The organism is Rhizobium sp. BK060, assembly GCF_014193145.1.
In the GTDB taxonomy this organism is placed as follows: Bacteria; Pseudomonadota; Alphaproteobacteria; order Rhizobiales; family Rhizobiaceae; genus Rhizobium.
The window spans coordinates 43,853-56,196 of record NZ_JACHYW010000037.1 but is presented as its reverse complement, the minus strand read 5'-3'; the positions used below and the strand labels follow the sequence as shown (position 1 = coordinate 56,196).

At 61.3% G+C, this 12,344-nt stretch carries 8 protein-coding genes; 3 read left to right on the top strand and 5 right to left on the bottom strand.

Annotation, left to right across the window (positions count from 1 at the left end; all coding sequences use genetic code 11):
• A partial coding sequence (locus tag FHT71_RS31245) for a hypothetical protein (protein ID WP_207911689.1) occupies positions 1-284 on the top strand: 284 nt, incomplete at its 5' end.
• Between the two features lie 112 nt (positions 285-396).
• On the top strand, positions 397-2,337 hold the full coding sequence (locus tag FHT71_RS28340; protein WP_132594062.1) for a M23 family metallopeptidase: 1,941 nt from the start codon (positions 397-399) through the stop codon (positions 2,335-2,337).
• A 54-nt stretch (positions 2,338-2,391) separates the two neighbouring features.
• Here the strand turns inward: FHT71_RS28340 and clpB are convergent, their stop codons facing one another.
• Positions 2,392-4,995, bottom strand: coding sequence for an ATP-dependent chaperone ClpB (gene clpB / locus FHT71_RS28335; RefSeq protein WP_183722965.1), 2,604 nt, complete (start codon positions 4,993-4,995; stop codon positions 2,392-2,394).
• 315 nt (positions 4,996-5,310) lie between these two features.
• Here clpB and FHT71_RS28330 point away from each other — a divergent pair, with 315 nt between their 5' ends.
• Complete coding sequence (locus FHT71_RS28330; RefSeq protein WP_007790611.1) at positions 5,311-6,753, top strand: FAD-binding oxidoreductase; 1,443 nt, start codon at positions 5,311-5,313, stop codon at positions 6,751-6,753.
• A 168-nt stretch (positions 6,754-6,921) separates the two neighbouring features.
• On the opposite strand, the gene FHT71_RS28325 is transcribed toward FHT71_RS28330, so the two are convergent.
• The 4 genes from FHT71_RS28325 to ptsP all read right to left on the bottom strand — a co-directional run bounded on the left by FHT71_RS28325 (position 6,922) and on the right by ptsP (position 12,308).
• Complete coding sequence (locus tag FHT71_RS28325; RefSeq protein WP_183722963.1) at positions 6,922-7,710, bottom strand: DUF4167 domain-containing protein; 789 nt, start codon at positions 7,708-7,710, stop codon at positions 6,922-6,924.
• 344 nt (positions 7,711-8,054) lie between these two features.
• Complete coding sequence (gene prmC / locus FHT71_RS28320) at positions 8,055-8,936, bottom strand: peptide chain release factor N(5)-glutamine methyltransferase (protein WP_132594056.1); 882 nt, start codon at positions 8,934-8,936, stop codon at positions 8,055-8,057.
• Positions 8,933-10,012, bottom strand: a complete 1,080-nt coding sequence (gene prfA, locus FHT71_RS28315) for a peptide chain release factor 1 (RefSeq protein WP_132594054.1) — start codon at positions 10,010-10,012, stop codon at positions 8,933-8,935. Before prfA ends, prmC begins: the two co-directional genes overlap by 4 nt.
• 28 nt (positions 10,013-10,040) lie before the next feature.
• The gene (gene ptsP, locus FHT71_RS28310; RefSeq protein WP_007790623.1) at positions 10,041-12,308 is read right to left on the bottom strand and encodes a phosphoenolpyruvate--protein phosphotransferase; all 2,268 of its coding nucleotides are present in this window, start codon (positions 12,306-12,308) and stop codon (positions 10,041-10,043) included.
• Positions 12,309-12,344: the final 36 nt, after the last annotated feature.

Genomic DNA, 12,344 nt, shown 5'->3' with positions numbered 1-12,344 from the left:
AAAGAAACTTCAGAGCGAAGGACTTCGTCGCCAGCAGCGCCGCCGCCCTCGTCAGTGATCGGGCTTATAGACCCTGCCCCTTTTCTAAGTCAACAGCGGTTTTCAAAAAAAACCAGATTTCTTGCATGACATTGAATTTTAACGCGGATTTCCCGAGGCCAGCTTCTCGGCTCCGCGATTGCGCGGCCAGCCGGATCATTTCTAAGAAAATAGGGTCCCAAAACGCAATGGCGAGGTACTTCGCCCTCACATCTTCACATTCAGATGGTCTCAAGGGCGAATGATTTGGGTGTGCGCACCCGGCCCATTTGACTTCTATTGCCAAACTATGCACTTTTCGGCGCCAGCCACAGCTTGCCCGAAGACGCCCACCGAAAGGACGCGGATCCACCTGCCATGATGACGGAGAAGATGATGATCCGCTCGTTCGGCAACGAGCCGCCGCTTCTCGCCGATGGCAGACGTGCGCCGGACCGCCGCGAGGTTTCATTGCGCTGGCTTTCGGGTACGTTCCTCACCGGCATAACATCGAGCGTGCTGATGGGCGTGGCGCTCTTCGCCGCACTCGACGGTCGCCAGCAGCTGGCGATCCCTGCCGAGGCTTACGCCAATATCAATGCCGAGGCGCATGCCGATACCGACGTGACGCGCGGCAGCCGCCTGATTGCCTCCGCGATTGCAGCCAAGCCGTCGGACCGCAAGATCATGGAGGTCTCGACCGTCGTCCACGAGGGCGACAAGGAGGTTGTCCGCCGCCAGCCCTTTGCACGTGTGAAGATAACGCTTGCCGCCAACCACGTCGCGACCGAGGACTATCCAAGCTTCAACCCGCTGACGATCTTCTCGGCGGACGAGCCCGATGCACAGCCAAACGTTCGCACCGGACAGATCTACGGTTCGGACGTGGAGTCTGAGGTCAGTCTGAAAACGGTAGCCTACCCCACGGCAAAATCCGATCTCCCGGTAGCAGCCGGTATGACCCTCGACGAGATCGAGGAGAACGTGCGCTCCAACGGCTCCGTCCTGACCGACGGTGCGGCCCAGGTCGCAGCACTCTACTATGTGGACCCGCGCCGCTTCTCCAACGATGACAATGACGTTGACCTGACGGCTGGCCTGACGGCCCGTGTCCTCGAGCAGAACATGACGGTCTCCGCACCGGAATCGATCACGCCGCAAACGGAAGAGTTTGCCGACGACATCATCCCGGTACGCCAGGACACCTCGATCATCAAAACAATGACGGAGTCGGGCTATCCGGAGCCGCAGGCCAAGGGCCTGTCTGCCTATCTGTCGCCCATGATCGGATCGGACGATCTCTCGAAGGGCGATGTGTTGCGGATCGGCATCCTGCAAAGAGGCGAGCAGGCCAAGATCATCCGCGCCAGCGTTTATCGCGGCACCCGCCATCTTGTCACCGTGGCGCTCGACGACCACGACCGGTTCGTCGCCGGGCACGAGCCGCCGCAAATCGATGCGGTCACGACCGCCTTCGACGACAGCTCGACATCGATCCCGTCCAACCAGAACCTGCCGCGCGTTTATGACGGCATCTATCGTGCTGCGCTCTCCTACGGCATGACCAAGGACATGACCGCGCTGATTATCAAGCTGCTGGCGAGCAGCGTTGATTTCCAGGCGGAATTGCGCCCGACCGATACTCTGGAGGCTTTCTTTTCGGTCACCGATTCCAGCGGACAGGCAACGGCCGATTCCGAGCTTCTCTACGTGAATGCGCGCTTCGGCGACACGCAGACCCGCTTCTACCGCTTCCAGGATCCGGAAGATGGTTCGATCGACTACTTCGATCAGGACGGTAAGAGCATTCGGCAATTCCTGCTGCGCAATCCCGTGCCGAACGGCATTTTCAAGTCGGGCTTCGGCATGCGCCGGCACCCGATCCTGGGTTTTGCCCGCATGCACACCGGCGTCGATTGGGCCGCTCCGCGCGGCACGGCGATCATCGCCGTCGGCAACGGTACCGTCGAAAAGGCGGGCTGGGATTCTGGCGGCTACGGCAACCAGACCATCATCCGCCACGCCAATGGCTACGAATCCTCCTACAATCACCAGAGCGCCATCGCCAAGGGCATCATTCCCGGCGCCAAGGTGCGCCAGGGCCAGGTGATCGGCTGGGTCGGTACGACAGGCGAATCCACTGGCCCGCATCTGCACTACGAGATGATCGTCAACGGCACCAAGGTCGATCCCCTGCGCGTGCGCCTTCCGGGTGGCAAGTCGTTGAAGGGTGAAGCGCTGGCAAAGTTCGAAGACGAGCGGCAGCGTATCGACACCCTTCTCGGCAACCAGCCGCCGCCGCAGGTGGCAAGCAAATAGCATCCACAAAAATGGCGGCCGAGGCCGCCATTTTCTTACTGAGATCGAAGGATCTTAGGCCGCTTCGTTGACCGCGGTATTCCGGGTGCGGAACAACAACCGGTCGGTACCGCTGGTGATCTTCACCGTCGATCCATCCGGCACCTGGCCGGAGAGGATCTGTTCGGCCAGCGGATCCTGAACATACTTCTGGATCACCCGCTTCAGCGGCCGCGCGCCATAGACCGGATCGTAGCCCTTGTTGGCGAGCCAGGTCCGCGCATCGTCGTCGAGCTCGAGCGTGATCTTGCGCTCGGCAAGCAGCGCCACCAGACGCTTCAGCTGAATGTCGACGATCGCGCCCATTTCCTCGCGCTTCAGGCGATGGAACAGGATGATCTCGTCGATGCGATTCAGGAACTCCGGCCGGAAGTGACTGCGCACGACCTCCATCACCTGCTCGCGAACCACCTCGCTGTCGTCGCCTTCCTTGAGCTGGGTCAGGTATTCGGCGCCGAGGTTCGACGTCATGATGATCATCGTGTTGCGGAAATCGACCGTCCGGCCCTGACCATCCGTCAAGCGGCCATCGTCCAGAACCTGCAGCAGGATGTTGAAGACATCAGGGTGCGCCTTCTCGATCTCGTCGAACAGCACGACCTGATACGGCCGGCGGCGAACGGCTTCCGTCAGCGCACCACCTTCATCATAGCCGACATAGCCGGGAGGGGCGCCGATCAGCCGGGCCACGGAGTGCTTCTCCATATACTCGGACATATCCATGCGCACCATTGCCGTCTCGTCGTCGAAGAGGAAGCGGGCAAGCGCCTTGGTGAGCTCCGTCTTGCCGACACCGGTCGGGCCGAGGAAGATGAACGAGCCGATCGGTCGGTTCGGATCCTGTAAGCCGGCACGCGCACGGCGCACCGCACGCGAAACGGCCTGAACCGCGTCACCCTGACCGATCACCGATTTCGCCAGTTCGTCTTCCATCCGAAGCAGCTTGTCGCGCTCGCCTTCCAGCATCTTATCAACCGGGATGCCGGTCCAGCGAGAGACGACATGCGCAATGTTGTCGGGGATCACGACCTCCTGCACCATGGCGCTGCGATCGCTATCCTGCTGTTCGGCCTCACCAAGCTTCTTTTCCAGTTCCGGAATGACGCCATACGTCAGCTCGCCGGCACGCTGGAACTCGCCCTTGCGCTGTGCGATCGCGAGTTCGTTGCGTGCTTCGTCCAGCTGCTTCTTTAGGTCCGCGGCAAGGCCAAGCTTCTGCTTTTCCGCCTGCCAGCGGGCCGTGAGGGCATCGGCCTCTTCCTCAAGACCCGTCAACTCGGTTTCAAGCCGCACCAGCCGGTCGGCGGATGCCGTGTCGGTTTCCTTCTTCAGCGCCTCGCGCTCGATCTTCAGCTGCATGATGCGCCGATCGAGTTCGTCCAGCTCCTCAGGCTTGGAATCCACCTGCATGCGCAGCCGCGCAGCAGCTTCGTCCATCAGGTCGATTGCCTTGTCGGGCAGGAAGCGGTCGGTGATGTAGCGATTGGAAAGCGTCGCAGCCGCGACCAGGGCCGAATCCGAGATGCGGACCTTGTGGTGTTGCTCGTATTTTTCCTTGAGGCCGCGCAGGATCGAGATCGTGTCCTCGACCGTCGGCTCCTCGACCATGACTGGCTGGAAGCGGCGGGCAAGGGCCGGGTCCTTCTCGACATGCTTGCGGTATTCGTCGAGTGTGGTCGCACCGACGCAGTGCAGCTCGCCGCGGGCAAGCGCAGGCTTCAGCAGGTTGGAGGCGTCCATCGCCCCATCCGCCTTGCCGGCACCGACCAGCGTGTGCATTTCGTCAATGAACAGGATGATCTCGCCGTTCTCGGCCTGCACCTCGTTGAGTACGGCCTTCAGCCGCTCCTCGAACTCGCCACGATACTTTGCGCCGGCAATCAGCGCGCCCATGTCGAGCGCCATCAGCTTCTTGTCCTTGAGCGATTCCGGCACGTCGCCGTTGACGATACGCAGCGCAAGACCTTCGACGATGGCGGTCTTGCCGACGCCGGGCTCGCCGATCAGCACCGGGTTGTTCTTGGTGCGGCGCGAGAGAACCTGGATCGTGCGGCGGATTTCGTCGTCGCGGCCGATGACGGGATCAAGCTTGCCCTCGCGAGCCTCGCCAGTCAGATCGCGTGCGTACTTCTTCAAGGAGTCGAAGCCCTGTTCGGCATTCGAGCTGTCGGCCGTGCGGCCCTTGCGGATCTCGTTGATCACCTGATTGAGCGCAAGCGCAGTCACGCCAGCGTTCTTCAGCGTGCTAGACGTCGACGCCGAAGACTCGATCGCCAATGCCTGCAGCAGACGCTCGACGGTGACGAAGCTGTCGCCAGCCTTTTTCGCTGCCTCTTCAGCAGTCGAAAGAACCTTGGCAAGCGGCTGAGCAAGATAGATCTGCCCGTTGCCGCCGGAAACCTTCGGCAGCTTAGCAAGTGCGGCATCGTTGGCAAGACGCGCAGCCTTCGGGTCACCGCCTGCGCGCTCGATCAGCGAAGCGGCCATGCCCTGATCGTCGTCAAGCAGCACCTTCAGAACATGTTCGGGGGTGAACTGCTGGTGCCCCTGCGCAAGCGCATGGGTCTGGGCGGATTGAATGAAACCGCGCACCCGCTCGGAGTATTTTTCAATATTCATACTGTACCTCCATGAATCGCCCTGCCCTCATAAGGCACAGGCCGATGACTGAGATTGAGCTCCCTTAAATGGCAAGCCCATTGTTCCGCCGCGGTCGGGATTTGCGGCCGACGAACTTTGGCTGGATATGGTGGAGGATTTTAACAGTTTAAAGAGGCTACCAGGCGAAAAACCACGACATCAAACGCCAGGACCTGATGGAAGCTGTCGCCGCGCTTCTCGGCCTACCGCATATTAGCTACCGCTTGTGAATGGCGGGCGCGGAGCGCAAGATGCCGCGGCGGAAACGCGCTATCTCGCCTTGGGGAGGAAATCATGGACGACCTGAACCTCACGACCCTCAAAAAGGGTCAAGCGTTAGTGAAAGACGTAGTCATCGAAGGCCTTGCGGCAGGGTTGCGCGGCAAGTTGCTGAGTGGAAAGGATGCAGATTACGACGCGGCGCGGGCTATATGGAATGCCATGGTCGACCGGCGCCCCGGCCTTATCGCGCGCTGCGCTGGCGCAGCCGATGTCATGAGAGCAGTTCGGTTTGCGCGCGACAATGGACTCTTGCTGGCTGTTCGCGGCGGGGGGCATAACATCGCCGGCAATGCCGTCTGCGAAGGCGGCGTCGTTATAGACCTGTCGCCGATGAAATCGGTAAGGGTTGACCCAGGCACGAGACGCCTGCGCGTTGAGCCGGGCGCGACACTCGCCGACGTGGACGGAGAGACGCAAGCTTTCGGGCTTGCCCTGCCCACCGGCATCAACTCCACGACCGGCATCGCGGGATTGACACTCGGTGGCGGCTTTGGATGGCTAACCCGCAAATTTGGACTGACGATCGACAACCTCATTTCGATGGACGTCGTGACAGCGGAAGGGAAGTTCATGCGCGCCAGTGAACGCGAGGAGCCGGACCTTTTTTGGGCCTTGCGCGGCGGTGGCGGCAACTTCGGTGTGGTGACCTCCTTCGAATTCCGGCTTCACGACCTGCCTGGAGATGTCCTCGCGGGTCTGGTCGTTCATCCCTTCGCCGATGCAGATACTGTGCTCAAGCAATATCGCCAGGCACTCGAAACCGCGCCTGACGAACTGACGTGCTGGGTCGTCATGCGCAGAGCACCACCGCTTCCCTTCCTGCCGGCAGAATGGCATGGCAAGGAAATCGTAGTGCTTGCCATGTGCTATTGCGGCGACGTCGAAAAGGGAAAGGCAGCGACCGCCGAGCTTCGCGCCATCGGTCGTCCGATCGCCGACGTCGTCGCTCCGATGCCCTTCGCCGCCTGGCAGCAGGCTTTCGATCCGCTGCTGACACCGGGTGCGCGCAACTACTGGAAGAGCCAGGACTTCGCCGAGCTTTCGGACGCGACGATCGCGATACTTCTCGACGCCGTACGCAAGCTTCCCGGTCCGGAGTGCGAAATCTTCATTGGCCATGTAGGCGGCGCGGCAGGCCGCATCCCCGTGGAGGCCACGGCCTTCCCGCAGCGAAACTCGCATTTCGTCATGAACGTTCATGCACGCTGGCGTGAGAAGTCGATGGATGACACTTGCATCGGTTGGGCGCGCGCGCTTTTTGAGGCGACAAAGAAGAATGCCATCGGCACTGCCTACATCAACTTCATGCCGGAGGATGAAGCCGATCGTGTTGAAGCGGCCTATGGTGCCAATTACAGGCGCCTAGCGGCGATCAAGCAGCACTACGATCCGCAGAACCTTTTTAGGATGAACCAGAATGTGAAGCCGGAGACGGAGATGCGGGCTGCCAGCTGACCGGCAAGCAAAGCGGCAGCGGTCAGGATCCGGCGACAATGCCAGACGAGATGCCAAGACCGTAAAGGCCGTTAGACATCAAAAAAGAGGCCGTCCCAGGACGGCCTCTCATTCACTCCCCACTTCTCCTGGAGGGCCCCACGTCTTCCTAAGGGCAAGTGCAATCCATTAATCCGAGGTGACGTCTACCAGGACGGGCGGTTCGCCGGAAGTGGCTTCTCCCTCATCCTGAGCCTCGCCTTCCGCAGCGCGACGCGAACGACGCGGGCGGCTGCCGGCAGTGCGGCGACGTGGCTGACGTTCGCGCGGCTGGCCTGCGGCGCTTTCCTCGTCCATCGAAACCTCCACCGGGATACCTTCGATCTCCGGCTGCGGACCGCTGCCATCGATGACTTCGGGTTGCGGCGCTACAGCAACGGCTTCAACCGGAGCTGGCTGCTGTTCCTGACGCCGCGGCTGGCGAGGTTGCTCGTCGTTGCGACGCGGCTGTTCATCGCGGCGACGCTGCGACTGCTCGTCCGAACGGCGCTGCTGATGCTCGTGCTGCTGACGCGGCGGCTGGACGATGACGACGTCGTCGTTGTCGATGCCCTCGACGTCGTCTCCTTCGCGCTCGGCGCCTTCACTGAATTCATTACGGTCGTCGCGCTGAAAGCGCTCCTGCATCTGCGCCTGTGCGGCGGCAATGATGCGATTGTAGTGTTCGGCGTGTTGCAGGTAGTTTTCGGCGATGACACGGTCACCCGAGCTCTGCGCGTCGCGAGCGAGCTGCGCATACTTTTCAGCGATATGCTGCGCGGTACCACGGATCTTAACGTCTGGGCCGGAGCTGTCATAAGTCCGCGTCAGCGGATTGCCGCCCTTGCGGTTGAAGTTGTTGTTATTGTTATTTCCACCACCGCCGCCGCCGTTGTTGCCACGCCCGCGACCGCGCTTGTTCTGCTGTCCTGGCCTCATAGATCGTTCACCTGAATTCTCTGTTTGTTGTGGAGTTATGGCACCAACCGCCGTGGCCGGTTCACCGGCTCAGGGCCCTCGTGCCGCAAGCATACTGCGCCTTCGCGCCAACCTGCCGCTTGTTCTCAAGTCAGTTTGACTGATTCACGCGTTGGGTCGTGTTCAACCTTTGAAGCTCTCGTTTAAAAGAGCGGACCCCCTAGGCCGAGCTAGTATCGAACGACTCGTCGTTCTGTCCTATCTCTCCAACGCGTGGGGTCAACCTATATTGCTTCCCGTGGAAATCCAAGCCTTTTCTTCGCAATGACACCAATGTCCTGTTCAATGCTTTGGGTTGCCGCGCATCACTTGAGCGCGAACACAAGCGCCCGGTCATTCTGGCCGTAATCCTTTACGGATTCCAGAAGCTTGAAGCCTTCAGCCTCGAAAACGTCTGTCACGTCGCTTCGCTGGTCGTAGCCGATCTCAAGTCCCACAACGCCATTCGGCTGCATGAACCTTGCCGCATCCTTGGCGATGGTTCTGTAGGCGTCAAGCCCATCCGCGCCGCCATCCAGTGCGGCAGGTGGATCAAATTTCGTCACTTCGGGAGCGAGAGTGTGAACAACCTTAGAAGCGATATAGGGCGGATTTGAGACAATCGCATGAAACGCGCCGTGGATGTTTTCAAACCAGCTGGACCGAATGGCTTCGAAGCGATCCTGTAATCCGTTTCTTTCCGCGTTTGATTTCGCCGTCCTCAACGCATCGGTCGATATATCGCTGCCGACGCCTGACGCTTCCGGACATTCGCTCAATAGCGCCAGGCATATCGCCCCGGTTCCGGTTCCTAGATCAAGGATATGGATACGGCCCTCGGTATTTGCAAGATCGCGCAGATAAGGAAGCATCGTATCGACGAGAATTTCCGTATCGGGCCTGGGCTCAAGGGTTTCCGCCGACAAAGATAGTGGCAGGCCATAGAACTCGCGTTCGCCAAGAATGCGATGAACCGGCTCATGCGCCAGCCGGCGCTCGATCGCTTGCTCGAGCAAGGCCGCCTGCTCCGTGGCGACGGTCTCGCCACCGCGCGTCACGATAGCAGTCGTCGAGAGTCCAAGCAGCCCTGCGACCAGCACACGAGCATCCGCGGCAGCGCTCTCTATGCCGGCTTCGGTGAAGCGACGCCGAGCCTCAGCCAGCATTTGGGAAACCGTAGGCTCGGCCTGTTTCCCGCTCATGCTCATTGCTGCTCGCCGAGTTGAGCCAACTGGCTCGCCTGATAGTCGGCCATCAGCGCGTCAACCACCTCGTCGATCTCGCCGACCATCATCCGGTCGAGCTTGTAGAGCGTCAGGTTGATGCGGTGGTCCGTCACCCGCCCCTGCGGGAAGTTGTAGGTGCGGATGCGCTCGGAACGGTCACCGGAGCCGACCTGGCTCTTGCGGTCGGCAGAACGCTCACTGTCGGCGCGTTGACGCTCGGCGTCATAGAGCCGCGAGCGCAGAACCTGCATCGCCTTGGCGCGGTTCTGGTGCTGAGACTTCTCCGAGCTGGTGACGACGATGCCGGTCGGCAGGTGGGTGATGCGCACCGCGGAGTCGGTGGTGTTGACGTGCTGACCGCCAGCACCGGAGGAGCGCATCGTATCGATGCGGATGTCTTCCGGCCGGATCTCGATGTCGATCTCCTCCGCCTCCGGCAAAACCGCCACCGTCGCGGCCGAGGTATGGATGCGGCCCCCCGCTTCCGTTTCCGGCACGCGCTGGACGCGATGGACACCGGATTCGAACTTCAGCTTGGCGAACACGCCCTTGCCGGTGATCGTCGCGATGATTTCCTTGAAACCGCCAGCTTCGCCTTCGCTCGACGACAGCACTTCCACCTTCCAGCCGTGAGCGGCGGCATAGCGCTCATACATCCGGAACAGGTCGCCGGCAAAGAGTGCGGCTTCCGAACCACCGGTTCCGGCGCGGATTTCCAAAATCGCGCTCTTTTCGTCGGCCGCGTCCTTCGGCAGCAACAGGATCTGGATTTCCTGCTCCAGCGCTTCCAGCCGCTCCTTCACCTCAGGCAGCTCCAGCTCGGCCAGATCGCGCATCTCGCGGTCGACTGATTTGTCATTCAGCAGGGTTTCGAGGTCCGCAAGCTCCGCAATTGCCTTCTCGTAGGCGCGGATCTTCGTAACGACGGGCTGCAGCTCTGAATATTCGGAGGCGAGCTTGACGTAGACATCGGCCGAGGGGCCAGCCGACATGCGCGCTTCGATCTCGCCAAAACGGCGTTCCAGCTCGCGCATCTTTTCAACGGGAAGCTTCGCCACCCTTCACTCCGATTCTGCTTGTCTTGAACTAAAGAGGAATATTGTGAGCATCGGCGAAGTGGGCAAGCACGTCACGCATCGGGGTCGCTGACTTGGTATCGTCAAGCGCCTCGTTCATCACCTTTGCCAGCGCCTCGGCGTCGAGACCGAGCAACATCGCCTTCACCGGACCGATTGACGCCGGCGACATCGATACCGAACGGAAGCCGATGCCGAGCAGTGCCATTGCCGAGATCGGCTTGCCGGCAAGCTCGCCACACAGCGTCACCGGCGTGTTGTTGCGCTCGCCCGCCCGCACGATGTCGCGCAGGATCCTGAGGAACGGCTTGCCAAGCGGATCGAAGCGGTCGGAAACGCGCGCATTGCCGCGATCGACCGCCATCGAAAACTGGAACAGGTCGTTCGAGCCGACCGAGACGAAATCGACCGCCGACATCAGTTCGTCGAGCTGCCAGAGCAGTGCCGGCACCTCCAGCATCGCGCCGAACTGCAGCTTGCGCGGCAGGCCATGGCCAAAGCGGGAGAGATGCTGCACTTCCTTCTGCAGAAGCTCACGCACCGCAGCGATCTCGGAAACCTCGGTCACCATCGGCACCATCAGCTTCAGCTCGATGCCGGCCGCCGCCTTCAGCATGGCGCGCAGCTGCGTGCGCAACAGACCCGGACGATCGAGCGACAGGCGGATCGCCCGCCAGCCGAGAGCCGGATTTTCTTCTTCATGGCCGCGGAAATAGGGAACGACCTTGTCGCCGCCGATATCAAGCGTGCGGAACGTCACGACCCGTCCGGCCGCCTGCTTCAGCACGTTGCGATAGAACAGCTCCTGCTCTTCCGCCTTCGGCATCGTGGAGGCGATCATGAACTGCAGCTCGGTGCGGAACAGCCCGATGCCTTCGGCGCCCGAGTCCGAAAGCTGCGGCAAATCGACCAGCAGCCCGGCATTCATCATCAACGACACGCGCTGCCCGTCCTTGGTGCGCGGCTCGACGGAGCGCAGCGCCCGGAACTGCTCCTGCCGACGGGCGCGGAACCGTACTTTTTCCTCGTAGGAACGCTGATGCTCCGGCATGGGGCGAAGATGCACATGCCCGCCATCGCCATCGATGATGACGGCATCGCCGTTTTCGGCAAGCGCCACCACGCCCGCCGCCTGGCCGATAACGGGAATGCCCATGGCACGCGCGACGATCACCACATGGCTCGTCACCGCGCCTTCTTCCAACACCAGGCCGCGCACATTGGCGCGCGGATAATCCAGTAGCTCGGCCGCGCCCATCGCACGCGCCAGGATAATGGCGTCGCTCGGGAAACCATCCCCCGCGGTGCGGCCCGTATAGCCGGTCAACTGCCGCAGCAGCCGGTTGGCGAGATCTTCGAAATCGTGCATCCGCTCCCGCAAATAGGGATCGGTCATGCGGATCATGCGCGCCTTGGTGTCGCTCTGCACCTTCTCGACCGCGGCTTCCGCCGTCAGGCCGTTGCGGATCGCTTCCTCGAGCTTGCGCACCCAGCCCTGGTCATAGGCGAACATGCGGTAGGTTTCGAGAACCTCACGGTGCTCGCCCTCCATCGAAACGTCACGCTGCGACAAAAGGTCATCAATCGAGATGCGCAGCGATCCGAGCGCCTCGCTGAGACGGCGGATTTCCTTCTCGGAATCCTCGTTCAGCAGGTTGGTGACGACGATACGCGGCTCGTGCAGCACGACGTAACCCAAGCCGATACCTTCGTTATAGGTGTCGCCGTCGATGGTCACCGAACGTGTCAGGTCGAGTTCGAGGCCGGGCTTGGTGATCTTCTTGAGCTCGCCGGTGGCGATCATCTCGGCAAGCACCATCGCGGTCGTCTCGAGCGCTTCGAGCTCTTCTTCGCGATAGGTGCGGCTTGCCTTGTTCTGCACGACCAGAACGCCGAGCGAACGGCCGGTGCGCAGGATCGGCACGCCGAGGAAGGAATGATAGATCTCTTCGCCGGTTTCAGGCAGGTAGCGGAAGGCCGGATGCGATTGCGCGTCGGAGAGATTGAGCGGCTGCGCCGATGCGGCGATCGTGCCGACCAGACCCTGGCCCATCTTGAGCTGGGACAGGTGGACCGCTTCCTTCTTCAGACCTTCGGTTGCATAGAGCTCGAGAACGCCGTCGGCGCGCAACACGTAGACGGAGCACACCTCCGCCACCATGTTAGCTGCAATCTGGCGAACGATCCGATCGAGACGCTCCTGCGGCTCCAGCGGCTCCGCCATCAACTCGCGCAGCCGCTTGAGCAGCACGCGCGGACCGCCCGAAAGGTCTCTCATTGCGTCTCAAGCTCCAAAACAAACATCAAAGTCCCA

Bases quoted from the DNA above. Each gene is read 5' to 3' on its own strand.
- FHT71_RS28340 (WP_132594062.1), top strand. From the start codon at position 397: ATGATGACGGAGAAGATGATGATCCGCTCGTTCGGCAACGAGCCGCCG.
- clpB (WP_183722965.1), bottom strand. From the start codon at position 4,995: ATGAATATTGAAAAATACTCCGAGCGGGTGCGCGGTTTCATTCAATCC.
- FHT71_RS28330 (WP_007790611.1), top strand. From the start codon at position 5,311: ATGGACGACCTGAACCTCACGACCCTCAAAAAGGGTCAAGCGTTAGTG.
- FHT71_RS28325 (WP_183722963.1), bottom strand. From the start codon at position 7,710: ATGAGGCCAGGACAGCAGAACAAGCGCGGTCGCGGGCGTGGCAACAAC.
- prmC (WP_132594056.1), bottom strand. From the start codon at position 8,936: ATGAGCATGAGCGGGAAACAGGCCGAGCCTACGGTTTCCCAAATGCTG.
- ptsP (WP_007790623.1), bottom strand. From the start codon at position 12,308: ATGAGAGACCTTTCGGGCGGTCCGCGCGTGCTGCTCAAGCGGCTGCGC.